Source organism: Serratia sp. NA_13 (assembly GCF_052691735.1).
Genome location: NZ_JBQZFV010000002.1, coordinates 468,936 through 494,412 on the forward strand (window position 1 = coordinate 468,936; position 25,477 = coordinate 494,412).

Genomic DNA, 25,477 nt, shown 5'->3' on the forward strand with positions numbered 1-25,477 from the left:
AGGAATCATCCGATTATTTCCTTACCCTCTGTAAGGAATGACTCACAGGGTTTTATAATTAAGATGCAATAATCGGAATGTCAGCAGTATTTATCCCTATGCTAGATTCATGGAAGAAAGAGAAGAATGAGAAAAATCGCAAAACGACTCTATCGGGCCGCGCCCGATTTTATCTATTATCAAGTCAGCCACTACCTTTCCCATGGTGCCTGGATTAACTTCAAACACCCCAAGACATTTTCAGAGAAAATTTATCGGAGAATGCGCTACCCATGCCGTGATTTCAGTATGTTAGCGGACAAGGTGGCAGTCAGAGACTATATTGCACAGCGGGTATCGGAAAAGTACCTAACCCCCATCATTATGATTCGCGATAATTTCACAGAAAAAGATTACCTTTCCTTGCCTCAATCTTTTGTTATCAAGACTAATAATGCCTCGCAACAGGTCAAGATAGTCAAAGATAAAAGCGAAGTTACTTTCTCCGATATTGAGAAAATTCTTAACGAATGGTCTGAAATAACCTACTGGAAAAGGTTTCGTGAAAAACACTACGCTAATATCCCGCAGAAGATTATCGTCGAACAGCTATTGGATATTGAAACGGCAGGTGAATTGATTGACTACAAGGTGCATGTTTTTAACGGTAAACAGGCTTATTTATTCGTAGAGCTGTTGCGTGGCGGACCTGAGCCGACTTCATTGGAATTTTTAGACGAGCATGCTCATCACTGTTTCTTTACCCAAGCGGATATCCCGCAGGTCAATACTCTGTATGAAAAACCGGCGTTCTGGCATGAAATGATCCGGGTAGCGAAAGCCGTTGCGGCAGACTTGGACTATTGCCGCGTCGACTTCTACCTCACCCGCGAGCAAATCTACATTGGTGAACTGACGCTGACCCCCGGTGCCGGCAACGAGGTTTACCTGCCGGGTGCGACCAACCTGCTGCTGGGCGAGATGATGTCCAAAATCGGCTAGTGGCTGCTGTAGCCTTTAGCGGTCACTGTCCACTGGCGCGATGCTTTGCAGCCACCTGAGAAATTCGGCCGCTTTGGGTTTTTCCAGCGTGCGCTGTGGATACACCAGGTAGTAAGGCTTGCTGAGCGACAGTATAGGTTCTGCCAGAGGCACCAGCGTCCCTTTGGCCAGTTCGCGCTGGATCAACCTCTGTTGGCCGAGCAAAATGCCGTGGCCCTCGACCGCGGCGTCAATCGCCAGTGAGGTCAGGTTGTAGGTCAGGCCACGCCGCTGTGGCGGCGGCAACCCGGCGGCACTGAACCAGTCATGCCAGCCCGGCAGGAACTGACTTTCCTTGCCCCAATCCACATGGATCAGCGGCTGTTGGGTCCAGTCGCCGCAGGCCTGCAATTGTGGGCTGCAAACCGGTTGTACGCAGTCCTGAAACAGCCGCACCTTTTCCAGTAGCGGGTAGTCCTGATCGCCAAAACACAGGGCAAAGTCCGCCGCGGAAGCGGCGAAATCGACTTCGGCATGGGTGGCGTGCAGGCGGATATCCACCTGTGGATGCCGGGCCAACCAATCGCCGATCGCCGGGTTCAGCCATTTTGACGCCAATGCCGGCAAGGCGAATACCGTCAGCGTTTCCTTTCCCCGCTGGCGATCGACATGCTGTTGTGCCACGCGCAACGTTTCGAAGGCCTGATGCACGTAGGCCAGGTAGTCCGTTCCCTGTTCGGTCAGCGTCACGCCGCTTTTAGCGCGGATAAACAGTACAATACCCAGCTGTTGCTCAAGTTGGCGGATCTGTTGGCTGACGGCGGCGGCGGTCAACGCCAGGTGGTCTGCTGCTTTGGCCAGGCTGCCGGTGCGGGCGGCGGTTTCAAATGCCAGAATGGCGCTCAGTTTGGGCAGACGAGGACGGGAAGTTGGGCTCATGGTGGCTATCACTAAGAATTGGTTGGCTCATCCTTAACGTATTTTTGTTATTACGGCAATCCGGCATTCGCTACAGTGGGTTATCCGGCCGCTATGCCCAAGGAGTCTCTGATGCAGCCACTCGCTCATATCGTTGATTTATCCGCCAACCCGATTGGTGATCCGGCCTTTCAGGCACAATGCAAAGCTACGCTGGATACGGCGGGAGCGTTGGTGCTGCCGCGCTTTCTGACGGCGGCGGCGCTGGCGACTATCCGTCTGGAAGGGGCGGAGCACAGCCATGCAGCGTTTTATGCCGCCAGCAAGCATAACGTCTACCTCAGGCCGCAGGATGAAACTCTGCCGCCGGATCATGCACGCAACCGGCTGGTGGTCTCGTCCAAGGGCTGCATTACCGATGAGGATATCCCACAGCAATCGCCGCTGCGCACACTGTATGACGCGCAACCGTTCCGCGATTTTCTCTGTACGGTACTGGAAGAACAGTGTCTGTATCCCTACGCCGATCGTCTGTCTTCGATCAATCTGCACTATGCCCATCATGGGCAGGAACTGGGTTGGCATTTCGATAACTCGTCGTTCGCCATCACGCTGTTGATCCAGAAACCGCAGGCCGGTGGACGCTTTGAATATGTGGAAAACCTGCGCGATGCCGACCGCGGCGAGATGAATTACGCCGGGGTTTCCCAGGTGCTGGACGGTGAACGAGCGGTGAAGCCGTTGGCGATGGAAGAGGGGGATTTGGTGCTGTTCCGTGGCCGCAACGCCATGCATAGGGTCACGCCGACCGAAGGTGACATCACCCGGATGCTGGTGGTGCTGGCTTATAATGCGCAGCCGGATATCGCGCTGTCGGAAAGCGCCAGAATGACCTTTTACGGCCGGGTATAGGGGAGTAAAACTGCCCCGGTTGGGGCAGTTAGGTTGCTGACAAAGCAGGAAAAAGCGTGGTTTTTCCTGCTTTGTGGTGATCGGCCGAAAATCAATAAATTGATTTTCCTGATTTTTATTTATCGACCTCTACTCGCTCTGGGTAGGAATGAGGTTTGTCATCAGTCTGACTGCCCCGGTTGGAGCAGTTTTAAAAACTCAGTGATGGGCTTCTTCGTGCGCCTGCTGTTCCAGTTTCACTTCCTGCGCACGCTTGCGCAGGCCGAACCAGCCCAGCACCAGCAACACAACCAGCACCGGAATGGTTGCAATGGTCCAGGTGCCGTTCGGGTAGTCAAACGCCATCATGACCACCACCGCCAGCAGGAACGCCAACGTCAGCCAGGAGGTGACCGGTGCGCCAGGCATCTTGAAGGTCACCGGCTTGGCACGACCTTCACGCACCGCCTTACGCAGACGCATCTGGCAGACGATGATAAAGGCCCAGGAGCTGATAATGCCCAGCGAAGCGATGTTCAACACGATCTCAAACACCTGTGAAGGCACCAGATAGTTCAATATCACCCCGAGCACGTAGATACCGCAGGTCACCAAGATCCCGGCGTAAGGCACCTGCTGGCTGCTCATTTTGGCCATAAATTTCGGCGCCGAGCCGCCCATCGACAGTGAACGCAGAATGCGGCCGGTGGAGTACAGGCCCGAGTTCAGACTGGAGAGTGCGGCGGTCAGCACCACAATATTCATGATAGTGCCGATATAAGGCACGCCCAGTTTGCTGAAGAAGGTGACGAACGGGCTTTGGCCTGCCTGGTAGGCGTTCCACGGCAGCAGCAGCACCAGCAGCACCACCGAGCCAACGTAGAACAGACCGATGCGCCAGATAACGCTGTTGATAGCTTTCGGCAGCATTTTGGCCGGATCCTTGCACTCGCCGGCGGCGGTGCCGATCAGCTCAATCCCGGCGAAGGCGAAGATTACCCCTTGCACCAGCACCAGTGCAGGCAGCAGGCCATGCGGGAACATGCCGCCGTTTTCGGTAATCAGGTGCAGGCCGGTGGTGTTGCCCGCCACCGGGGTGCCGGTGCCGAGAAACACCACGCCGACCACCAGGAACAGCGCGATGGCGACCACCTTGATCAGGGCGAACCAGAACTCCATTTCGGCGAACCACTTCACGCCGATCATGTTCATGGTGGCGACCACCCCGAGGGCGCAGAGGGCAAACAACCACTGCGGCACATCGGCAAAGGTACCCCAATAGTGCATATACAGCGCTACTGCTGTGATGTCGACGATGCCGGTCATCGCCCAGTTGAGGAAATACATCCAGCCGGCGACGTAAGAGGCTTTTTCACCGAGAAACTCGCGGGCGTAAGAAACAAAGCTGCCGCTGGTAGGGCGGTGCAAAACCAGTTCGCCCAATGCCCGCAGGATGAAGAAAGAGAAGATACCGCAAACCAGATACACCAATGCCAGCGCCGGCCCTGCCAGTTCCAGCCGGCCGCCGGTGCCGAGGAACAGGCCGGTGCCTATTGAACCGCCGATGGCTATCATTTGAATCTGCCGGTTGCCCATGCTTTTGTGATAACCGGATTCGTGAGAGTCTAACCAACGTCTTCTGGCTGCATGTTGCTCATGCGCCGATTTTTTTTGTGATTGCATCGTTCGTCCTGTTTTACCCGTCTGTAAAATTATCCTGCCCCAGCTTCGGAGCAAACGATTGCTACGAACAACCGTGATGAGAATGAGGTCATGGCATCATTCTGTTGTTTATACCCGTCATACGTGAAGCTGCATCTGCGTTAGCTACGTTTGCTCACCCCAGTCACTTACCTGAGTAAGCTCTTGGGGATTTACAAACTTGCCGCCTTGATGCAACTCCAATTATTTAGGGTAGATACCCGTCGTGTTTCGATCTTCAGCAATGAAATTCATAGCGTATATTATATGAACAGCTGCCGTTAAATAACGGCGAGGCATGCTACCTTTTCTCTGGAAATGTGGCAAAAAATCCTGCGTATAAATCGTGAACAATTGTGTTTATTTTTTGTTCTGTATACAAAAGAGCATATTATTCAATAAGATGATTGATTTTATCAAGACGAAAATAACGAGGAATAAAAAGTGATGAAAATCACATAATAATAATTACCGTGCGAAATACAGGGGATTTTGCTTATTTATTCGCGATGAGAATAAAGGGGGGGAATAAACTTCACTTCGCCTGCGGCGATATTGCCACAGGCGAGGAACATCATGGGGAGGGGGCTGATGTTAAGCTGATTCTCCGGCCGGCAGGGCCGAGGTTGGCAAACCGAATATCTTGTCGAACGCCCAGTTAAACGCAAAGGTGTAGCACGGGATAATGACGATTAGCGCCATATCCAGCAGCAGCGCCTGCCACAGCGTAATTCCCATCCACCAGGCGATCAGCGGGATCAGATACACCACCAGCGTTAATTGGAAGCCCACGGCATGGATAATGCGGCGCTTGAGCGAACGGCCCCGCGTTGCCTGGCGGCTTTCCCACAGTTCAAACAGTGAGTTATAGATGAAGTTCCAGCTGACGGCGATGGTGGTGATGATCACTGCCAGCGGCCCGGTACTGCTGGGGGCGGTGCCGGAAAGCAATGCCAGCCCGAGTGCGGAGATCGCCATACCGATAATTTCATAGGCGGTGACATACACCAGTTTGCGTTTAACGCCTTGCATTACTCATCTCCTGACTGATTTTTTAGATATAGGGTCGGATGACCTTTTGCCGTCTGACGAGTAAGATACCGTCAATCATATTGATAGAAAAAGTCAGGAGCTGTCAGTTTTTCTGACAGGTTATGCAATGAACTTTTCCAGCGATAACATTGAGCTGTTTTTGGCGGTACTGGATCGCGGGTCGTTTTCCGCTGCTGCCCGCTCGCTGCGGCGTGTCCCTTCGGCGGTCAGCATGGGGATCGCCAACATGGAGGCGGAACTGGGGTTTCAGCTGTTTGATCGTTCACATCGCGAACCGTTACCCACCCCGCTGGCGTTGGCACTGGCACCGCATGCGCGGCTGATCGCCGGCCAGCTTAAACAACTGCGGAATCACGCTATCGAATTATCTCAGGGGCTGGAGAGCACCCTCTCGGTGGGGGTCGCCTCGGACATCAACAGCAGCGGCCTGCTGGCTGCAATCAAAACGCTGGCGGAACGCTACCCGTTGCTGAATATCGAAGTGCTGACCGCTCCGCAGGACGACGTGTTGCATATGCTGCATCAGGGCAGGATTGGCGTTGCTTTGGCATTCGGTGGGCTTAATATCAACAGCCAGGAGCAGTTCCACTTCGTCGGTGCTGAATCACTGGTTGCTACGCTCTCACCTTCGCACCCGGCGCTGAACGGAGCGGCAGACGAGCTGTTTCTCGAAGATCTGGTTAACGTACGGCAGATTATGGTGGCCAGCCGCGATTTGCCGATTACCGATTTGCGGCCGCAGGTGGCGGAATCCTATTGGCGTACTGACAGCCTGCCGATGGCGCTGAGCATGGTGGAGGCCGGTTTGGGCTGGGGTAATTTCCCGCTATCGTTGACTGCGCCCTTATTGGCGCAACAGCGACTGGTCAGGCTGAAATTCAAAAACACCAAAAACGAACTGCGCCTGCCGATGCATCTGATCTGGCTGAAAAACAGGCCGCTGGAGAAGGCCGCCCATGAACTGGTGGCGTTAATGCGGGACAGGCCGCAAGCGGAATAATCCCCGCAGCCTAAACCGATAACCTTAGTCGCCATGGCGGCGGTGCCACCAAAATCGCAGCAGCAAGATGACGGCGATCACCAGCGCGCAGAACAGCATGCTGGTCAGCCGTTTGTCGAAGCCCGAGATAAACCGGGTGATGGCTTCACCGCCGAAATAGCCCAGCAACACGAAGATCGTCGCCCACAGGACGGCGCCCAGAATATTCAACGGGACAAAGCGCGACGGCGGCAGCTTGCTGGCACCGATTAACACCGGGCCAATAATGCGAAAGCCGTACATAAAGCGCACGCCAATCACGAACAGCATCGGGTGGTGGGCAATTAGCTTTCTGGCGCGATCAATACGCTTTTCCTGGCTCTTCATGCGTGAAATCACCTTTCCGCCGAAGCGTCGACCGAGGAAATACAGGATCTGATCCCCTAATGTGCCCCCCAATGCCACCACCGCTATCACCCAGGGCAGATGCAGTAACCCTTGATGCGCCGCAATCCCCCCCAGCAGGGTGATGGTTTCGCCTTCGGCCAGGCAGCCGATAAACAGCGCCCAGTAGCCGTAACTCGTAATGTAGTGGGCCAAATCCGCCATAGGGCTCCCTTTATGTCTTTAATTCAAAAGGGTCAGTATACTCTCTGTCAGTCAGCCGCGCCCTGTCGGCGCGACGCAGCCGTAGAGGAGTAACAGATGTATCAGGATTTTGAGAGCGAACTGGACTGGGCGATGCGCCATATGTCACGTACACGGGCGGCGGTTGCGGCGCTGCCCGATTTGAACGGCGTGCGGCTGGCATGCAACATGCACCTGGATTTGAAAATGGCGCCGCTGGTGGCGGGGTTACTGGACAAGGGCGCGGCGGTTTATCTGACCACCTGCAACCCGACCACGGTGCAGGATGACGTGGTGGCCTGGCTGGAACGGCGCGGCGCACAGGCTCACGCCTGGCGTGACATGAGCGATGCGGACTGGTCGGCATCCTTCGATCGTGCATTGTCCTGGGAACCGACCCACCTGTGCGAAATGGGCGCGGATCTGACCACCCGCCTGCACCAGTCGGCCGCAGGTCCGCAGATTGTCGCCGGGCTGGAAGCCACCGGTTCCGGCATCAGCCGGCTGAATGGCATGGCGCCGCGCTACCCGATCTTCAATTGGGACGATCTGCCGGTGAAAGAAGGACTGCACAACCGTCATATGGTCGGCCTCACCGCCTGGCACACCTTCTTCCAGACTACGCATCTGACGCTGCATGAAAAATGCGTGCTGGTGATTGGTTATGGCCTGGTTGGGCAGGGCGTTGCGGCGGCGGCGAAAGCCTACGGCGGGCAGGTTGTCGTGGCGGAAATCGATCCGGCGCGGGCATTGCAGGCGCGTTACGACGGCTGGGCGGTGGTCGATCTGGCTACGGCGGTTATTCAGGCGGACGTGATCGCCACGGCGACCGGGGCGAAAAACGTGCTGTCGGCGCGGCATCTGCAGCAGGCGAAGGACGGGGTGTTTATTCTCAATGTAGGTCATGTGACGGCAGAGATTGACGTTGGCTTCCTGCAAAACCTGCCTCACAGCGAGCCTATGCCATTTGTAAACGCCTACCAACTGGAAGAGAAGACGCTGTATTTACTGGCCAATGGCTCGATGTTCAACCTGACGGCGGGCTACGGTGACAGTCTTAATGCCTTTGATGTGACGCTGGCGGTGATGGCGGCGGGCATTGGCCATATTGTCGGTGACGGTGCCCGGCAGCAACCCGGTTTATATCTGTTGCCGCAGTCGGCCTGGCAGCCGGCGCTGTAACTTTTCTCCCGCGGGCGCCGATCCCAGAGCGCTCGCGGTTTGCGCAATTTTCTGTTCGACAGAATTTGTCACAAATCGGCACGTATAATCCCAGTGCCAACTTCAAACGCCTCACATATAATTCGGCCAAATAAGACCTTCATCTTCTTCGTCACAGAGTAATTCATGTGAAAATACGTGTTTTGGTACTAACCCTGCTCGCTTTGCAGGCAGGAGCAGGCATCGCGCCGCGCGCGCTCGCCAGCGAAAATAACGCCGCCGTTCGGGCCAGCCAGCCTGAACTGGCTTCCGGCAGTGCCATGGTAGTGGATATGCAGACCCACAAGGTGATGTATGCGCGTAACCCGGATGAAGTGGTGCCGATCGCTTCGATCACCAAGCTGATGACCGCGATGGTCACGCTGGATGCCCATTTGCCGCTGGATGAAATGTTGTCGGTGGACATACATCAGACGCCGGAGATGAAAGGGGTCTATTCGCGCGTTCGTCTGAACAGTGAAATCAGCCGTAAAGATATGCTGCTATTGGCATTAATGTCGTCGGAAAACCGTGCCGCCGCCAGTCTGGCGCATCATTATCCGGGCGGTTACGGTGCCTTTATCAAAGCGATGAATGCCAAAGCCAAATCGCTGGGAATGACCAACACGCGTTACGTGGAGCCGACCGGGCTGTCGATTCATAACGTTTCGACCGCACGCGACCTGACCAAGCTGTTGATTGCCACCAAGCAATATCCGCTGATTGGCCAGCTCAGTACTACCACCGAACGCATGGCGAGTTTTAAGGATCCGAACTACACATTGCCGTTCCGCAATACCAACCATCTGGTATACAACCAGAAATGGAATATCCAGTTGACCAAAACTGGCTTCACCAACGAAGCGGGGCACTGCCTGGCGATGCGGACCATGATCGGTAGGCGTTCGGTTTCGCTGGTGGTGCTGGATGCTTTCGGCAAGTACACCCACTTTGCCGATGCCAACCGCCTGCGCACCTGGATAGAAACCGGTAAGGTGACGCCGATCCCCGCGGCGGCACGTGATTATCGCCGTCAGAAAGATGCCCGTCTGGCGAAGAACGAAACCGAATAATATGTTCTGCGGCCTGCGGAGTTTTCTGCAGGTCGCGTCTCCCCCTAATGCAGCCCTATCCTTGCCGTCAGCGATATCTCCGATTACCTTGGCTAGAGTCGCGGTGCTAGTTCATCCGCTATCATTAATGAATACTTTATCGTCGTGAGGACAGCCTCCCATGAGCAAGGTTTCCACTTTTGTCATGTTCCAGGGCAATGCCCATGGCGGGGTAGGGAGAGATTACGTCTGACGCGTTTTTAACCGGCTGTTTTAAATGAATTAATGGAGGTTTCTGCGCCCAGTGATTAGGATCACGCTTTTAGTTAATAAATCTTTATGATTTTGCTTACGGAATGTTAACATGCGCGCCGTATCATTAGATGTTCTAATGATACCGATGTTTTCAAGGAACAAGCAAAATGGACTATCAGAACGTTTTCCCATTGACGGATCAGGAAAAAAACGAATTATCGTTGGCATTGGATAAAATAACTTACGATCCTGCCGGTGGCGATGCTTATATTCATGCTATCCGATCGGCAATGATGCATTATTTACCTCATCGCGTAAGTGCTGCGTTGGGAAAACAAAAAGCTTCGATCAAACCCAGACCCTATTTTATTCTAAAAAATGCGCCAATAGATAAAGAGGTTTTTTTCTCACCCTGCCCGAATGAATATACACCATCTGCAAAATCAGGAAATATCAGTGAAAACCTGCTGGTAGGTATATCTACTCTTATCGGTGAACCTTACTCCATGTATTTTGAAGGGAAGGAGATTATCAATAATTTGATCCCCAAACGGGAGGCGAAAAAAGAATACACCGGGTTGGGCTTTGATGTGGAATTGGATTTTCATATTGAAAACGCGGCACTGAAACATCTTGAGCAGTTTAACGTATCCCCGATGGGCCTGCTGCTAGCGGGCGTGCGGCGTGATCCGCAAAGCCCGCTGACGCGCATTTCCGATTCACGGTTGGCGATCGCCCAACTGAGTCAGGAAGATATAGCGATTCTGGCCAGCCCGCTGTACAGCATCAAGCTGCCTTACCGTTGGCGCCAGTCCAATCAGGGTGGCAGGGAGGAAACCGCACTGGTGCCGTTGATTTCGCAAAACCATATTCTGCCGGATGTCAGCGCCGTCTTCTATCCGGGAATGATCTCTGCCAGCACGTCGCGAGCGGAGGTTGCGCTGGAGCGTTTTTATGGCCTGATTAAAGAAAATGCGGTCGGCATAGATATCTGCCCTGGCGATTTGGTTTATATCGATAATCGATTTGCTTTGCATTCGCGTGATAAATTCACCCCTTCTTATGATGAGAACGACACGCCGCTACGTTGGGTACAGCGAGTTTTCGTTTCAGCCAGTTTGTGGAACCATCGTAATCTTAATCAGATTGAAGACCGCATTTTTTCGATTTAAAGGCGATTGTGTATGTTAAACGTTTTTCTTTCTATTTTACCTATTTTCCTATTAATTGTATTTGGCTTTCTCTCTAAGGTATATGTCAAGGATGTCGCCGTTTTTTGGGGGTTCTCAGATAAGTTTGTTTATTATCTTTTCTTCCCGGCATTATTGATTCTGGATATTAGTGAGGCGAACTTTAGCGGCGCGGACAGTTTTTATCCCGTTATGGCGACTATCATATCGACTCTGCTCATTGCCTTGATTATCTTTGCGGTGAAGTTCTTTGTTGATACCTCACCCGATCTCTTCACCTCAATTTTTCAGGGGGGAGTCAGGTATAACTCTTATGTGTTTATCGCGTTGTCTCAGTCGCTGTTCGGCAGTGAGGGCGTAGCGCTGTCCGGTTTTTTCGTGGCCTACATGATCATTCTGACCAATATACTGAGCGTGCTGGTGATGAATCACTACGGTACCGGCAGCAAGAAAAGTCTGAGCGGCGCGGTATTGGCCCTGACCAAAAACCCCTTGATTATCGGTGCCTTGTTGGGTGTCCTGATGAACTTGCTTAACCTGCATATCACCGGTGCCATCAAACAGTTGTTCCAGTATCTGGCCAACGCCGCCACACCGCTGAGCCTGATGTCGGTCGGCGCGGGGCTGATTGTCAGCATGCATATTCGCAAAATGGTTTCCATTTCTTATGCGACGCTGCTCAAACTGGTGGCGATGCCACTGATCACCATTGCGCTGGTGAAGTATTTTGGTGCCACAGGCGTGCCGGCCAGTATAGCTATCCTTTATTCCGCCGTTCCCTGCGCCGGTAACGCCTATATTTTGGCGCGGCAGATGGGGGGCGATCATGAAGCTATGGCGTCCATCATTACCTGGACCACGCTGTTGTCAGTCATGACCGTCACTTTCATTCTGGGAAGCGTGGCGATTTAACTCGCAGGCCGGGAGCTGTTGGTTCTGCTCCCGGTATTTTCCGCCATCATCCGATACCCATTCCAGGACGTTTAACGCTATGCTAAACGGGTAACGACCAATGAATTTGAAAAGGATGAACCGCTTTGGCTGGAAGTAGCTTACTGACTTTAATCGACGACATTGCTTCGCTGCTGGACGACGTCTCGTTGATGACAAAAATGGCGGCGAAAAAAACCGCCGGGGTACTGGGGGACGATCTGGCGCTCAATGCGCAACAGGTTTCCGGAGTCAAGGCCGATCGCGAGCTGCCAGTGGTGTGGAGCGTGGCCAAGGGCTCGTTTATCAACAAGCTGATTCTGGTGCCGCTGGCGTTACTGATCAGCGTATTCGCCCCTTGGGCAATTACGCCGCTGTTGATGGTGGGCGGTGCCTACCTGTGCTACGAAGGGTTTGAGAAAGTCTTTCACAGCCTGACCCACAGCAAGCAGGCGGGTGAGGAAAAGAAAGAGGCGCTGGATGCCAACGAAGATGTGGCGGCCTACGAACAACGTAAAGTGAAAGGGGCAATACGGACTGACTTTGTGCTGTCCGCCGAGATTATTGCCATTACGCTGGGCACCGTAGCAGGAGCCACCTTCAGCCAGCAGGTGATCGTTTTATGCGGTATCGCCATTGTGATGACGGCGGGGGTTTACGGCATCGTGGCTGGCATCGTCAAACTCGACGATTTGGGGCTGTATCTGAGTCGTAAAAGCAGTGCGTTGGTCCGTTCTATCGGTAACGGCATAGTCAGTGCTGCACCTTACCTGATGAAGACTCTGTCGATCGTTGGCACCATCGCGATGTTTATGGTCGGTGGCGGCATCCTGACCCATGGCCTGCCGCCGATACATCATCTGTTTGAGGACTGGGCATCCTATGCCACCGTAGTGCCGACCTTCGGCCAGATCTTGCAGGGGGTTATTCCTGCCTTGCTCAACGTGGTATTTGGTTTGATTGCCGGCGGCGTGGTGCTGCTGGTGGTTTCAGCTCTTGGTGCCATTCGTGGCCGTTTAAAAGCCTGATGATCTTGCCGGGTGCCTCTGCCGCACCCGGTTTATCAGTTCTGCGGCAAGTTATCGCTAGCTTCCCCCAGCGTGCGCTGCATGATGTGAGTATCACGCCACTCGCCCAGTTTAAAGCCCACCGCCTTTAGCGTGCCCACGCTGCAAAATCCCAGAGTCTTATGCAGAGCCAGCGAACCCTGATTCTCTTTGGCATTACCAACGGTAGCCAACATCTGGCGCCAGGGACCCAGCTCGCAGCGGGCGATCAATTCGGCCAATAACAGTTTGCCAATACCCTGACCTTGTTGCCCGTCGGCAATATATACCGATTCCTCTACGGTAAATCGGTAGGCCGGGCGGGGTCGGTAAGGGGTAGCGTAACAGTATCCCACCACCTGACCCGCCCGTTTGGCCACCAGCCAGGGCAGCCCAGCCTCCTGCACCTTACTGAGCCGCTGTTGCATTTCTTCCAGCGTTGGCGGCTCTTCTTCAAAAGATGCGGCACCGTACAACACATGATGGGCGTAAATCTGTTGCACAGCGGCCATGTCATCTGGCGTGGCGTCGACGAGCAACAGCGGAGCAGAATGAAGCATGCTGGTTCCTGTTTACCTTAAAGATCATAAGATAAGCGCATTATGCGCCGCCTTTATCAACGAGGTAAATTGGGCTTTCTTATGCCGGAGATAAGAAAAACCTATGGTCGTGTGATGACGATTCATCATGTACCGCGCATTAACTGCGCCACCGCCTGCTGCAAATAACGCAGCAACGCTGGGGTCAGCCAGGTGCCCTCGGCCAGCGTGGGTTCCCGCTCCATGGCCTGGCGAATTTTCATCTGGGTGGCCGGGTTGGTACCTGCATAGGACTGGAACAGCTCAAGCCATTGGGTTGCTAGCTGTTTCGCCTGCCCGGATTCCGGCGGTACGCCGTCATTGAGCGCCTGATGGAAGCGGGCGATCAGCGCCGGCCACTCCTGCAAGCGGGTAAAATAGTGTTGGCGTACATAGGCGTATTCTTCCTTCGACAGGTATTTCTGGTAGATGGACAGCTTGGTTTCGGCAAAGGCCCGGGTCACATAGTCAGTCATTGCCGGGGTGATACCGGTTTGTTCGCGCATGGAGGGTTCGTCGGCATGCATGGTGTTAAGCCGGGTGAGAAACGCCGGGTTACCTGCGGTATCGCGTTCCAGCATCTGCATCCAACGCCGGGCCAGAGTCTGTGCCTGTAGCGTTTGTGGGGCAACGCCACTGTCGATTAACTGGCGCATGTTGCTGACCAGTTCAGCCCATTGCTGATTGCGCATGGGATCGGCCTGATAGAATGGCAGTTGTGCCAGTTCGTCGGCGGTAAAATATTTGTCGTACATGGTCATTAACTCCAATGTCGTCAGCCAGTCGTTCAGTTCAGGTTCTTCCCCGGCGGTGAGCTGTGCATGCATCTGTTGCAAACGATCGCGCAGCGCGGCGGTCTGCGCCAGTTGCTGCTCCAGCATGGCAATTTGCTGCTCAATCACCGTCGTTAACGTCATCCCCGAACGTGCCAGAATTGCCCCGACTTCCGCCAGCGGGATCCCCATTCGGCGCAGCGCCTGAATATGGTGCAAGCGGCTAATATCAGCCCGGTTATATAAGCGATACCCGGCGTCGGAACGCGCAGAAGCAACCAGCAAACCAATGCTGTCGTACTAATGCAGCGTCCTGACGGTGATGCCGGAACGGCGGGCCAGTTCGCCAACTTTCAATAGCATGTGATGTGCTCCTCCCTTGTGCGTGCAGAAATACTAAAGCCTGACGTGGCGTGAGGGTCAATAGGGGGAATGTGGATATTTTCGGGGGGAGTTGCGGGCTCCATTAATAGAACCCGCAATTGAAATTAATGGGTTGATTACCAGCCTTTTACCGCGCCGCCGTTGAAGATTTTCTCGGCGGCACTGGCGACCTCATCCGACTCGTAGGCCTTGATGAAGTTTTGCACGTTCGGCGCATCCTTGTTGTCTTCACGCGTCACGATAATGTTGGTGTACGGCGAATTCTTGTCTTCGATAAAGATGCCGTCTTTGGTTGGCGTCAGACCGGTCTGGTTGATGTAAGTGGTGCTGATGACGGCGACGGTGACTTTAGGGTCATCCAGCACCTGCGGCAGTTGCGCACCTTCCAGTTCCATAATCTTGTAGTTATGCGGGTTGGCGCTGATATCCAGCGAGGTTGGCAGCAGCCCTTTGCCCGGTTTGAGCGTGATCAGACCGATTTTCTCCAGCAGCAGCAGTGCGCGGCCGAGGTTGGTGGGATCCAGCGGGATGGCGATCACTGCACCGTCCTGCAATTCTTTCAGTGATTTGATTTTTTTCGAATAGCCGGCCATCGGGAACACGAAGGTATTACCCACTGCCACCAGCTTGTAGCCGTGATCTTTATTCTGCTGTTCGAGGAACGGCCGGTGCTGGAACACGTTGGCATCCAGCTCGCCTTTATCGGTAGCCTCGTTGGGCAGCAGCGAACCACTGAAACCGACCAGTTCGACCTCCAGGCCGTACTTCTCTTTAGCCACCTGTTTGGCCATTTCCGCCACGTCCTGTTCTGCGCCGTTGATGACCCCGACCTTGATATGATTCTGATCGGTTTTTTGGTCGCAGCCTTGCAGCGCCAGTACGGCGGCGAATGCCGCCAGCAGTGGGGTATAACGCCAGTTTTTGGACATCGACCTCTCCCTGAAAAAAACAATGAAATCAGTTGGTTTTGTGCTGTTAGCTAAGCCTGAACCCGTGGGGAAGTCAAACACCTGCTCAGCACAAAGGCTTCTAACTAATAACAGGAAGTTTTAGTGCGCGCCCTTATTTGGCGCGAAATACCACAATGCCCGGCGTGGCCAGTACGTAATCCATAAAGGGCGAGTCCACCACCTGCATATTTTCTTTGCGTGAAGAGGCGTTACGCAGCACCGGGCCGTTTTCGGTCATGATATAGATGCCGGTATGGGTGACGTCCAGCCCGGCCAAATGGGTGTAAATGCCGATGTAATCGCCGGTGTGCAACTGGGCCAGTACCTTGTCGTCAATAAAATCGCTGGGCAGGTAGGTGATATTGCGCTGAACGTTTTTCAGCCCCGGCAGATAGCTGCTGCCGTCTGACTTTTGGTTCAGGTTTTTCACCAGCGTGACCGTATGCGGGCTGAGTGAGGCGGTGATATCAGTGACGTTGGTTTTGGCCTGATGTGACCAATCGCTAAAGAAATGCTTGCGTTGCAGGAAGCTGATTTCACCACTGGCATAACGTATGTGGGTCAGCCGCTGGACAAAATCGGTCTGGTTGCTCGCCTGGCGTAGGGCATCGACGTAATCGATATAGGTAAAACAGTCCAAACCACGGAAGTCGATCACCAGCTTTTCCGGCGTATCCTGCGAGCCAATCAGCATGTTGGCCACGTAAGGCGTCCCAAGGAAGGGGCGGGACAGCAGATCGATCATGTGGCCGCTATCCTGCTGCTCTGCCTGTGCAGCGGCGCGCAGGGCGAGAAGCTGATTGAGTTTGTTTAACGTCTGGTTATCCATGCTGGCCTTGAGATCTGCAGGTGAGGTAATAGTGGGTTCAGGCGTTTGCCCAACGGGAATTTTATCTGCACAGCCGCTGAGTGCAATAGCCAATATTAATGAAACAACCTTGTACATTTTCCCCTCCGATGGTTTTGGCCCGTGATGGTGAAAATGATAACAGCTCTCACTATTGCCTGGAGGGGCAATGCTTAAACATAGTCTTAACGTTCGGTTAACACTTAATAACCGATTTCACTGTTAAACGGCAGGTACCAGAATAGGGCGATTTCGTGATCGGCGATGTCCGGTTGAGCTCGATACAGCAGGTGGTCGATGCCGCCGAGGATAAAGCCAAAGCGTTGATAACAGCGGCAGGCGGGCAGATTGGTATTTTGCGTTTCCAGCATCAGCCCGGCGGTTTCGTGGCGTTGAGCCCAGTGCTGGGCAGTTTCCAGCAATGCGCTGGCAACCCCCAGGCGGCGTACGTGGGCGCTGACCACGATTTCTTCAATCAGCGCATAGCCGTTCCAGTTATTGCTCAGTGTAATATGGCCGACCGGCTCGCCGCGATGATGGGCCAGAAAGGTGTCGCTTTCATCGTTGACGAACGGGGCCAACGGGTAGTTCTTGCGAAAGGGAGTAACCGGCAGCAACGGCCAACTGTCGATCGGCGCATCAAAAACGGGTTGGGCGTAGTGGGTGATGTGAAAGCTAAAGTCGCAACCGGTCAGGTAGCCGTCGGGTAAACGGCTGGCCGGGGCAATTTGGATCGCCTGGCTCATGGGGCAAGCTCCCTCAGCAAACGCGCCGGGTTACCGGCATAGATCCCTTTACGGGTGATGTTTTTGGTGACCACTGAACCGGCACCGATCACCGCACCGCTGCAGATTTCCACCGCCAGCACCGTGGCACCGGAACCGATGGAAACACCATCGCCAATTTGCGTTCGGCCCCAACTGCTTGCATCGGCATTGGGCGAGCCATCTTTAAACAGATCGTTGGCGAAGGTGACGTTGTGGCCGATAAAGCAGTCCGCGCCAATAGTGACATATTCACAGATAAAACTGTGTGACTGAATTTTGCTGCGGGCACCAATGCTGACGTTTTTTTGGATCTCGACAAAGGGCCCGACGAACACTCCATCGCCGAGTCGGCAGCCATACAGATTACAGGGCTGAACCAGGGTGACATTTTGACCGGCGTCGACATCGACAATACCGGCCTGAAGAACACGAATGGCGGATGACATGACATTCCTCACGGCAGTGACACAGGGGGGAATTATAAAACAAACTTTCGCCACGTCTGTGCTTTACCGAACGTTTTTTCAGCGAAAGACTATAATTAGTACAGGGGAGAGAGCCCCGTGGCCGCAATCCTCGCACGGTTAGCAATCCGTCAGAGGGGTAAATTCGTTCGCCGAGCGCGACCTACGGCGATGGAGGAGGTGTCTCATGGTTAGTCATGTTTGGGGACTTCTGGCGCATCCAAGCACCGAGTTCGAACAAATCAAAAGCGAGAACGAAAGCGTCTCGCACCTTTACACCCACCATGTACTGCTGCTGGCGTTGATACCGGTTGTCTGCGCCTTTATCGGTACCACCCAACTGGGCTGGCTCTCCGGCGAAGGACAGGCTATCCGGCTCGACATGTTCACCGCATCTTATACTGCGGTGGCTTTCTACCTGTTGATGCTGGCAGGTGTGGCCATCATGGGGAAAGTGATCCACTGGATGGCACGGCGTTATGAAGTGCGTCCGAGTCTGCATCGCTGCATGGTGTTTGCCGGCTATATCGCTACCCCGATGTTCCTCAGCGGCATTGTGGCGCTGTATCCCGTCGTGTGGCTGTGTCTGTTTGTTGGCGTGATTGGCCTGTGCTATTCCGGCTATCTGCTGAATCTGGGTATCCCACACTTCCTGAATATCGACAGTAAGGAAGGGTTTATCTTCTCCAGCTCTACCTTTGCCATCGGCATCTTGTTGCTTGAGTTGCTGCTGGGGGTAACGGTGTTGCTGTGGGGGTATGGTTCCTGGTTATTCTAAACTCTGTTTTGATATTGCCCCTCACGCCGGTCTGGCGTGAGGGGCTTTTGCTATTCAGGAGGCCCAGTTTTTCCGCTTGCTGGTTTTGCCCAGGCCCGGATTAAAGCTGTTGGTCGGATCGGCAGAACGGTAGAACGCCTGCAGGTCAGGCTTGGCCGGGTATAGATGGCCGACGTTATGTTCCGCCGGGTACTCAGCGCCGCGCTGGTCGAGGATCGCCAGCATTTTCTCTTTCAATGCGTGGCTGTCGACGCCTTTTTTCACCACATAATCCTGATGGAATACGTGACACATAAAGTGGCCGTAATACAGTTTGTGCACCAACTGGCTGTCGATTTCCGGCGGCAGGGTTTCGAACCAGTCGGTGTCGTTACGGCGCAACGCGATATCCAGTGCCAGAATATCTTCTACCTTGTCGGCGTGCACCGCATGGTAACGCACGGCGGCACCGGCGGCGGCAAAGCGGTGCAGGAAGGCTTTCTTGCCCTCGTCCGGTGTGCAGGTGAAAAACTCGCCGTCGGCCTGGGCAAAGTACTGTTTCAGGTACTGCTGCGCTTCTTCAACGCCTGGACCTGCCATTTTCAGCAGCAGGTGATGTTCAAAGCGTTCGCGGTAGTCTTTCATCCGTTTCGGCAGGTGGCTGGGGGCCAGATGGCTCAGGCCCTGCATCAGCCGGTCGGTCAGGTTGTGCGGCAGTAATGGCAGCTTGTTAAGGCTGGCATCCATACGGCCTTTCAGGGTGAAGAAGCTGGGCATCTGGTCGGTGCCGAGCTTGTCTATCATCATAAAGGTATCTTTGCCGTACACTTCGGCAATATCAAAAATATCCCGGTGCATATACTCGCCGGCTACCGGCAGGTTGTCGAACTGGCTCAGCATATGGCGGCGCAGTTCGGTCAACACGGCGGTGTCGTTGGTACCGATATAAAACACCTGTTCCTTGCCTTCTTTCTCGAAGGTGTCCAGCCGTACCGCAAACACCGCCAGCTTGCCGGCGCAGCCGGAGGCCTCGTACAGGCGGCGCTTGTCGGCATTAAACCGGGAGGGCGTATCGGCATCGACGTCGCGTACCCGGCTGGCGTATTCGTTGTCGGAAGCACGTAGTTCGCCGTGCTCGACATCCTCCGGCCGGTAGTCGCCTTTTTCCAGCCGGGTGAGAATTTCCTCCGGCGTATCGCCCAGGTTAATGCCCAAATGATTCACCAGCCGCAATTGACCGTCTTCCCCCAACTGGGCATACAGCGCCATCTCGGTGTAGGCCGGGCCGCGTTTGACCAGCGAACCACCGGAGTTATTACACACGCCACCGATCACCGACGCACCGATACAGGAGGAGCCAATCACCGAATGCGGTTCGCGGCCATAGGGTTTGAGCAATTTTTCCAACTGATTAAGGGTACTGCCGGGGAAACCGACCACCTGTTTGCCGTTATCCAGCACCTGCACGTGGTTGAGCCGCAGGGTGCTGATAATGACGACATCGCGGTCGTAGTCATTGCCGCTAGGGGTTGAACCTTCGGTCAGGCCGGTATTGGCCGCCTGCATGATGACAATTTTGTCGGCAGCGACGCAGGCCTCCAGCAGTTGCCAGAGCTGCAACAGGCTGGTCGGGAACACCACCGCCAGTGCCTGGCCAACGCCGGAGCGGAAGCCTTTGCGATAGCGTTCGGTGCTGCGTTCGCCGGTCAGCAACTGCGGGCTGCCGACGATGTTTTTAAGCTGATTGAGAAATGCCTGGTTGGACTGCGTCATACCGATCTCCCTTCGAATAATTAAGTTAATAACTTATTAACTGAGTGGCTTAATAACGTTCTGCAAAACCGGCCTGGCGTTCTTCGTCCCGCAGCGTCAGGATCTCCACGCCATCGGCGGTGACTGCCACGGTGTGTTCCCATTGGGCCGACAGTTTTTTGTCGCGGGTCACCACCGTCCAGCCGTCTTTCTTCTGTTTTATCCGGTGGTCGCCCTGGTTAATCATGGGCTCGATGGTAAACACCATGCCTTCCTGCAAGACCATTCCGGTTCCCGGCTGGCCAAAGTGCAGCACCGTCGGCTCTTCGTGCATATCTTGGCCGATACCGTGACCGCAGTACTCACGCACAATACTGTAGCCGGCCTGTTCGGCGTGCTGTTGAATGGCGTGGCCGATATCACCCAACGTCGCCCCCGGTTTTACTGCCCGGATGCCTTGCCACAACGACTCATACACGTTGTTCACCAGTCGTTTGGCCACCGGCGTGGTCTGGCCGATGCAGTACATCTTGCTGGAATCGGCGATATAGCCGTCGTTTTCCAGCGTAATGTCGACGTTAACAATCATGCCGTAGCGCAAGATTTTGCTGACCGTCGGAATGCCGTGGCAGACAACGTCGTCAATTGAGGTATTGAGCACATAAGGGAAATCGTATTGCCCTTTGCTGGCCGGGCGCGATTTCAGTTCATTGACAATAAAGGCCTCGGCGCGGTCGTTGATCTCCATAGTGGAAATACCTTCGACAATCACCTCATCGAGCATAGCAAACACCTGCGCCAGCAGGGTGCCAGAGTGGCGCATTTTGGCAATCTGTTCCGGCGTTTTGATCACAATCTCTTTCACCCGACAATCTCCTTCAACGTCAGTGCGTTATCTTTCATCATTTTTTTTACCAGTTGGGGATAGGTCAGTTCCGGATGGAACTCCGCCAACATGCCGATCTTGATCCAGTATTCCGCCTGCGCGTTGATCGAACGCGTCATCGTCAGGCTGGCGAGGCGCAGATCGTCATGCAGCGCGTCAGAAATTTTCACAATGCCCATCGTTGGCTCCAGAAGTGATTTATATACGAAGTGTATATGGTTTGGATGCTGCACATTTTGCTTTCTGTGGCATGGGAATATTCTTGTTCACAGTGATTGTCGCCGCCCGGCAATGCGTTTATTGTGATAAACGACTTTTTTGCACTGATTTTTCAGAAGGATTTAGGGCGTGAGCAAATTACGTGTTGGGGTGATCTTTGGCGGTAAATCGGCGGAGCATGAAGTTTCGCTGCAGTCGGCAAAAAACATTGTGGATGCAATCGACAAAGAGAAGTTTGACGTCACGCTGCTGGGGATCGACAAGCAGGGACAATGGCACATTAACGATGCGTCCAATTACCTGCTGAATGCGGAAAACCCGGCGCTGATCGCGCTGAACCGCTCAAATAAAAATGTGGCGCTGATCCCCGGTCAGGAGAAACAGCAACTGATCGAATCAGGTAACGCCGGTGCGCTGGGCCAGCTCGATGTCGTGTTCCCAATCGTACATGGCACCTTGGGTGAGGACGGTTCGCTACAGGGGCTGTTGCGAATGGCTAATCTGCCGTTCGTCGGTGCCGGCGTGTTGGGGTCGGCGGTCAGCATGGATAAAGACGTGACCAAACGCCTGCTGCGTGATGCCGGGCTGGCGATAGCGCCGTTTGTGACGCTGACCCGCAGCAACCGCGCCAAATTCGGTTTTGACCAGCTCAGCGAACGTCTGGGGCTGCCGCTGTTTGTTAAACCGGCTAATCAGGGCTCTTCGGTAGGCGTTAGCAAGGTGCAGGATCGCGCCGGTTTTGAGGCTGCGGTGGCGCTGGCGTTCAGCTTCGATCATAAGGTGCTGGTGGAGTCGGCGATTGTTGGCCGTGAAATAGAGTGCGCGGTATTGGGCAACGACGAACCCCAGGCCAGCCTGTGTGGCGAAATCGTGCTGAGCGACACCTTCTATTCCTACGACACCAAATACATCAATGAGCAGGGCGCTCAGGTGATAGTGCCGGCGGCGATTGAGCCGGAGGTGAGCGATAAAATCCGCGACGTGGCGCTAAAAGCCTTCCGGGCGCTGGAGTGTTTCGGGCTGGCGCGCGTCGATGTTTTCCTGACGCCGGACAACAACGTGGTGATCAACGAAATCAACACGCTGCCAGGATTCACCAATATCAGCATGTACCCCAAACTCTGGGCCGCTAGCGGTGTGAGCTACAGCCAACTGATCACTCGCCTGATTGAGCTGGCGCTGGAACGTCATCAGCAGGATCGCGCTTTGAACAGCTCGGTGTTTGATCGGTAAAACAATCAGGGGCGAAGTGATTTTCGCCCCTGATTTCTTACTTCACTGTCACATCAATATCGCCAAAATATTTCTTCGCCAGCTCACCCACGGTACCTTGCTGTTTCACTTTGACGATCGCCTCATTCAGCTTTTTCTTCAGTGCGTCATCACCCTTACGCAGACCGAAGGCAATGCCCTCACCGAGAATTTTGTCGTCGCTGACCGCATCACCGACAAAGGCGAAACCCTTACCATCCGGGTGCGCCAGGAAACCGCTTTGGCCTGATGGTGCCATCACCAGCGTTGCGTCGAGCCGCCCGGCGGTCAGGTCAAGATAAACCTGGTTCTGATCCTGATAGGACACCACGTCTACACCCTGCGGTGCCCAGTGGGCCTTGGCATAGGTTTCCTGAATCGAGCCTTGCAGCACGCCGATGTGTTTGCCCGCCAGCGAGGTGGCGTTAGGCATCAGACCGCTGTCAGTCCTGGCGATCAGGCGATTCGGCACCTGATAGATTGAATCGGTAAAGTCTATTGCCTGACGACGCTGTTCGGTGACGTTCATCGCCGAATTGATAGCATCGAACTTGCGAGCCTTCAGCGCCGGGATCAGGCTGTCGAACGAGGTCTCGACCCAACTGCATTTTAGCTGGGCGGCGGCACACACCGCCTTGCCCAGATCGATATCAAAGCCTTCGAGCTTGCCGCTGGCTGATTTGGATTCGAACGGGGGATACAGCGCTTCCAGCCCGAAGCGCATTGTGTTTTCCGCCGCCAGCGTGGAACCGGCGGCCAGCAGGCAGCCTGCGGCGATCAACGTTTTCAGTGATTTCATAGTTGGAGCCCTTTTCCCATGGTCAAAGCAAAAATAAATTTCTTATACCTGACACAGACGGCGTGCGCCCTCCAGCAGGGTCTCATTGTCTTTTGAAAAACTCAGTCGAATGATGCCAGTGTTGGTGCCGTCGCTGTAAAACGCCGACAGCGGGATCGTCGCGACTTTGGCTTCGCGGATCAGGCGCACCGCAAAATCGTTGTCGCTTTCGTTACTGAAACCGCTAAAGCGGGCCAACATAAAGAAACTGCCACGGCTGGGCAGCAATTCAAAACGCGAATCCTGCAGCGCGCTCGCCAGTAAATCACGTTTTTGTTGATAGAAGTCTGCCAGACCCAGATAACGTTGCGGATTGCCCAGCGCCTCGGCGAAGGCGTACTGCATCGGCGTATCGGCGGAGAACACCATAAACTGGTGCACCTTGCGGATCTCGTCCATCAATGCTGCCGGCGCCATGCAGTAACCGACACGCCAGCCGGTCACGTGATAGGTTTTGCCAAACGACGACACTATCACGCTGCGTTCGGCCAGCTGTGGGTGGCGCGCCATACTGTGGTGAATATCGCCGTCGAACACCACATGTTCATAAACCTCGTCGGACAGAATGACGATATCGGTGTTGCGCGTCAGGGCGGTCAGCCGTTCGATGTCATGCTCGCCAAACACGCTGCCGGTCGGGTTGTGTGGACTATTGACGATGATCATCCGTGTTTTGCTATTAATGGCGGCGGCGACTTCGTCCCAGTCAATATGCAGGTCCTGCAGCGACAGTTTGATGGCGACCGGGATCGCGCCTTGCAAGCGCACGATTGGCGCATAGCTGTCGAACGCCGGTTCAAAATAAATCACCTCATCGCCCGCATGCACCAGCGCGCTGATGGCGGAATACAATCCTTCACTAGCACTGGCAATAACCGTGATTTCTTCGTCTGCGTCATAGCGTGCGCCATACAAACGTTCAACTTTATCCGCCAGTGCGGTGCGTAATGCCGCCACGCCGCTCATCGGTGCGTACTGGTTATGACCGCTGCGCATGGCTTGTGCCACCGCTTCGACCAACTGCGGTTCACAGGCGAAGTTCGGTGCGCCCTGCGACAGATTCAACGCCTGATGTTCGGCGCTAAGCTGGCCGATAACGGTGAAAATAGTGGTGCCGACGTCCGGCAACTTCGAGCGGTGTGAGCAGGCGCTCTGCATGAGTAGCTCCAGGGAAGTGGGAGGTATCGTTTGATTAAGCATCACAGTGGGTGGGCCAACAAGGGAAAGTTTGTCATACTAGCCATGAGTTAATCTCATGGCTTGAGAGGCCGTTATGTCAATACCCTTACCTTCGCTCGACGTATTGAAAACCTTTGTGGTAGTGGCGCAACGGCTTAATTTCACCCATGCCGCCCAGAGTCTGCATCTGACGCAGGGCGCGGTCAGTCGGCAGATCCTCGGTCTGGAGCAACATCTGGGTTACCCGTTGTTCAGCCGCCGGGCACGCGGGCTGACGCTGACCCCGCAGGGCGCAATGCTGCTGGCACCGGTACAGCAGGCACTGGGTCAGTTGGATGAGGCACTGGTGCGGGTGGGGGCGCAACCGGGCACTCTGCGCATCAAGTGCCCGACCTGTGCCATGCGCTGGGTGTTGCCGCGCATTATCCGGTTGCAAAATGAACGGCCGGAAATGCATATTGAGCTGACCGCCTCGGTGTCGCACGGGCTGGATTTTGGCGCAGAACATTTTGATGCCGCGGTGGTATTCGGTCAGCCACAGGGTAAAAAATTGCGGGTGCATCATCTGTTCGATGAAATTCTCACACCGGTCTGCACGCCGTCTTACCTGCCCGACTTGTCACGTCCCCCCACGCCAGCCGATTTGGCGGATAAAACCCTGCTGCACCCCACTCGCGATCGCCGCGATTGGCTGTTGTGGCTGAAGGCGACGGGGAGCGATGCGTTGCCATCCGGCAAGGCGCAGCATTTCGATACGCTCGATCTGGCGATGAGCGCCGCATTACAGGGGTTTGGCATCGCCATCGGCGACCTGTGCCTGCTGGAGGAAGATATCCAGGCTCAGCGTATCGTCACACCGTTCCCGCTCAGCGTGGTCAGCGGCGCAGCCTATTATTTGGTCTATCCTGAACAGGCGGTGGTGCCGGTGGCATTGACCGAGCTGGTCAATTTCCTCAGCGATGAAGCGGCGCAAAGTCGTCGCCGGCTGCAAAACTATCGACCGGCCTCCGCTAACAGCTTGTAACTTTTA

At 54.6% G+C, this 25,477-nt stretch carries 25 protein-coding genes and 1 pseudogene; 11 read left to right on the forward strand and 15 right to left on the reverse strand.

Going from position 1 to position 25,477, the window contains the following annotated elements; genetic code table 11:
• Positions 1-126: 126 nt before the first annotated feature.
• Positions 127-981 carry an ATP-grasp fold amidoligase family protein gene (locus ACUTSU_RS05805; RefSeq protein WP_445653877.1) on the forward strand — a complete coding sequence of 285 codons (855 nt, stop codon included), beginning with the start codon at positions 127-129 and terminating at the stop codon, positions 979-981.
• 15 nt (positions 982-996) lie between these two features.
• On the opposite strand, the gene ACUTSU_RS05810 is transcribed toward ACUTSU_RS05805, so the two are convergent.
• Positions 997-1,899 carry a LysR substrate-binding domain-containing protein gene (locus ACUTSU_RS05810; protein ID WP_445653878.1) on the reverse strand — a complete coding sequence of 301 codons (903 nt, stop codon included), beginning with the start codon at positions 1,897-1,899 and terminating at the stop codon, positions 997-999.
• A 111-nt stretch (positions 1,900-2,010) separates the two neighbouring features.
• Between ACUTSU_RS05810 and ACUTSU_RS05815 the strand changes: the two genes are divergently transcribed.
• Complete coding sequence (locus ACUTSU_RS05815) at positions 2,011-2,790, forward strand: HalD/BesD family halogenase (protein ID WP_445653879.1); 780 nt, start codon at positions 2,011-2,013, stop codon at positions 2,788-2,790.
• Between the two features lie 198 nt (positions 2,791-2,988).
• Here ACUTSU_RS05815 and ansP read toward each other — a convergent pair whose 3' ends face one another.
• Entirely contained in the window at positions 2,989-4,452 is a 1,464-nt protein-coding gene (gene ansP / locus ACUTSU_RS05820; protein ID WP_261095487.1) for an L-asparagine permease, read from the reverse strand.
• A 612-nt stretch (positions 4,453-5,064) separates the two neighbouring features.
• Complete coding sequence (locus tag ACUTSU_RS05825; RefSeq protein ID WP_445649911.1) at positions 5,065-5,502, reverse strand: PACE efflux transporter; 438 nt, start codon at positions 5,500-5,502, stop codon at positions 5,065-5,067.
• Between the two features lie 127 nt (positions 5,503-5,629).
• On the opposite strand from ACUTSU_RS05825, the gene ACUTSU_RS05830 reads away from it, so the two are divergent.
• The gene (locus tag ACUTSU_RS05830; RefSeq protein ID WP_445649912.1) at positions 5,630-6,523 is read left to right on the forward strand and encodes a LysR family transcriptional regulator; all 894 of its coding nucleotides are present in this window, start codon (positions 5,630-5,632) and stop codon (positions 6,521-6,523) included.
• A 24-nt stretch (positions 6,524-6,547) separates the two neighbouring features.
• On the opposite strand, the gene ACUTSU_RS05835 is transcribed toward ACUTSU_RS05830, so the two are convergent.
• Positions 6,548-7,111: a DedA family protein gene (locus tag ACUTSU_RS05835; RefSeq protein ID WP_445649913.1), complete on the reverse strand. Its 564-nt coding sequence runs from the start codon at positions 7,109-7,111 to the stop codon at positions 6,548-6,550.
• 96 nt (positions 7,112-7,207) lie between these two features.
• Between ACUTSU_RS05835 and ACUTSU_RS05840 the strand changes: the two genes are divergently transcribed.
• From ACUTSU_RS05840 to ACUTSU_RS05860, 5 genes are all read left to right on the forward strand, one after another.
• Positions 7,208-8,311, forward strand: coding sequence for an adenosylhomocysteinase (locus tag ACUTSU_RS05840; RefSeq protein ID WP_445649914.1), 1,104 nt, complete (start codon positions 7,208-7,210; stop codon positions 8,309-8,311).
• Positions 8,312-8,472: 161 nt separating this feature from the next.
• Positions 8,473-9,402: a D-alanyl-D-alanine endopeptidase gene (pbpG, locus tag ACUTSU_RS05845; protein ID WP_445650241.1), complete on the forward strand. Its 930-nt coding sequence runs from the start codon at positions 8,473-8,475 to the stop codon at positions 9,400-9,402.
• Positions 9,403-9,803: 401 nt separating this feature from the next.
• Positions 9,804-10,808, forward strand: coding sequence for a TauD/TfdA family dioxygenase (locus ACUTSU_RS05850; RefSeq protein ID WP_445653880.1), 1,005 nt, complete (start codon positions 9,804-9,806; stop codon positions 10,806-10,808).
• Positions 10,809-10,820: 12 nt separating this feature from the next.
• Positions 10,821-11,738, forward strand: a complete 918-nt coding sequence (locus tag ACUTSU_RS05855) for an AEC family transporter (protein WP_445649916.1) — start codon at positions 10,821-10,823, stop codon at positions 11,736-11,738.
• Between the two features lie 125 nt (positions 11,739-11,863).
• Positions 11,864-12,784, forward strand: a complete 921-nt coding sequence (locus ACUTSU_RS05860) for a DUF808 domain-containing protein (protein ID WP_445649917.1) — start codon at positions 11,864-11,866, stop codon at positions 12,782-12,784.
• A 35-nt stretch (positions 12,785-12,819) separates the two neighbouring features.
• Here ACUTSU_RS05860 and ACUTSU_RS05865 read toward each other — a convergent pair whose 3' ends face one another.
• The 6 genes and pseudogenes from ACUTSU_RS05865 to ACUTSU_RS05890 form a co-directional block, all read right to left on the reverse strand.
• Positions 12,820-13,362 carry a GNAT family N-acetyltransferase gene (locus tag ACUTSU_RS05865; protein ID WP_445653881.1) on the reverse strand — a complete coding sequence of 181 codons (543 nt, stop codon included), beginning with the start codon at positions 13,360-13,362 and terminating at the stop codon, positions 12,820-12,822.
• Positions 13,363-13,487: 125 nt separating this feature from the next.
• Positions 13,488-14,516: pseudogene (locus ACUTSU_RS05870) on the reverse strand (MerR family transcriptional regulator).
• Positions 14,517-14,653: 137 nt separating this feature from the next.
• Positions 14,654-15,466, reverse strand: a complete 813-nt coding sequence (locus ACUTSU_RS05875) for a MetQ/NlpA family lipoprotein (protein ID WP_445653882.1) — start codon at positions 15,464-15,466, stop codon at positions 14,654-14,656.
• 133 nt (positions 15,467-15,599) lie between these two features.
• The gene (locus ACUTSU_RS05880; protein WP_445653883.1) at positions 15,600-16,433 is read right to left on the reverse strand and encodes a DUF1460 domain-containing protein; all 834 of its coding nucleotides are present in this window, start codon (positions 16,431-16,433) and stop codon (positions 15,600-15,602) included.
• A 104-nt stretch (positions 16,434-16,537) separates the two neighbouring features.
• Positions 16,538-17,080, reverse strand: coding sequence for a GNAT family N-acetyltransferase (locus ACUTSU_RS05885; RefSeq protein ID WP_445653884.1), 543 nt, complete (start codon positions 17,078-17,080; stop codon positions 16,538-16,540).
• Positions 17,077-17,547: an acyltransferase gene (locus ACUTSU_RS05890; protein ID WP_445649923.1), complete on the reverse strand. Its 471-nt coding sequence runs from the start codon at positions 17,545-17,547 to the stop codon at positions 17,077-17,079. Before ACUTSU_RS05890 ends, ACUTSU_RS05885 begins: the two co-directional genes overlap by 4 nt.
• Positions 17,548-17,752: 205 nt before the next feature.
• Here ACUTSU_RS05890 and ACUTSU_RS05895 point away from each other — a divergent pair, with 205 nt between their 5' ends.
• Entirely contained in the window at positions 17,753-18,343 is a 591-nt protein-coding gene (locus ACUTSU_RS05895) for a Yip1 family protein (protein ID WP_012005797.1), read from the forward strand.
• 54 nt (positions 18,344-18,397) lie between these two features.
• Here the strand turns inward: ACUTSU_RS05895 and dld are convergent, their stop codons facing one another.
• Genes dld through ACUTSU_RS05910 form a run of 3 tightly spaced genes read right to left on the reverse strand, consistent with a single transcriptional unit; the run spans position 18,398 to position 21,139 of the window.
• Positions 18,398-20,095 carry a D-lactate dehydrogenase gene (gene dld / locus ACUTSU_RS05900; RefSeq protein WP_445649924.1) on the reverse strand — a complete coding sequence of 566 codons (1,698 nt, stop codon included), beginning with the start codon at positions 20,093-20,095 and terminating at the stop codon, positions 18,398-18,400.
• Positions 20,096-20,144: 49 nt separating this feature from the next.
• Positions 20,145-20,939 carry a type I methionyl aminopeptidase gene (gene map / locus ACUTSU_RS05905; protein ID WP_445653885.1) on the reverse strand — a complete coding sequence of 265 codons (795 nt, stop codon included), beginning with the start codon at positions 20,937-20,939 and terminating at the stop codon, positions 20,145-20,147.
• The gene (locus tag ACUTSU_RS05910; RefSeq protein WP_006324220.1) at positions 20,936-21,139 is read right to left on the reverse strand and encodes a ParD-like family protein; all 204 of its coding nucleotides are present in this window, start codon (positions 21,137-21,139) and stop codon (positions 20,936-20,938) included. Before ACUTSU_RS05910 ends, map begins: the two co-directional genes overlap by 4 nt.
• A gap of 169 nt (positions 21,140-21,308) precedes the next feature.
• Between ACUTSU_RS05910 and ddlA the strand changes: the two genes are divergently transcribed.
• Positions 21,309-22,412: a D-alanine--D-alanine ligase gene (ddlA, locus tag ACUTSU_RS05915; protein WP_445653886.1), complete on the forward strand. Its 1,104-nt coding sequence runs from the start codon at positions 21,309-21,311 to the stop codon at positions 22,410-22,412.
• 37 nt (positions 22,413-22,449) lie between these two features.
• On the opposite strand, the gene ACUTSU_RS05920 is transcribed toward ddlA, so the two are convergent.
• Both ACUTSU_RS05920 and ACUTSU_RS05925 read right to left on the reverse strand, forming a co-directional pair.
• A complete protein-coding gene (locus ACUTSU_RS05920; protein ID WP_445653887.1) occupies positions 22,450-23,229 on the reverse strand; it encodes an ABC transporter substrate-binding protein in 780 nt (259 codons plus the stop codon).
• Positions 23,230-23,271: 42 nt separating this feature from the next.
• Positions 23,272-24,426: a pyridoxal phosphate-dependent aminotransferase gene (locus ACUTSU_RS05925; RefSeq protein WP_445653888.1), complete on the reverse strand. Its 1,155-nt coding sequence runs from the start codon at positions 24,424-24,426 to the stop codon at positions 23,272-23,274.
• 115 nt (positions 24,427-24,541) lie between these two features.
• On the opposite strand from ACUTSU_RS05925, the gene ACUTSU_RS05930 reads away from it, so the two are divergent.
• On the forward strand, positions 24,542-25,471 hold the full coding sequence (locus ACUTSU_RS05930) for a LysR substrate-binding domain-containing protein (RefSeq protein WP_445649928.1): 930 nt from the start codon (positions 24,542-24,544) through the stop codon (positions 25,469-25,471).
• The last annotated feature ends 6 nt before the right edge of the window (positions 25,472-25,477 follow it).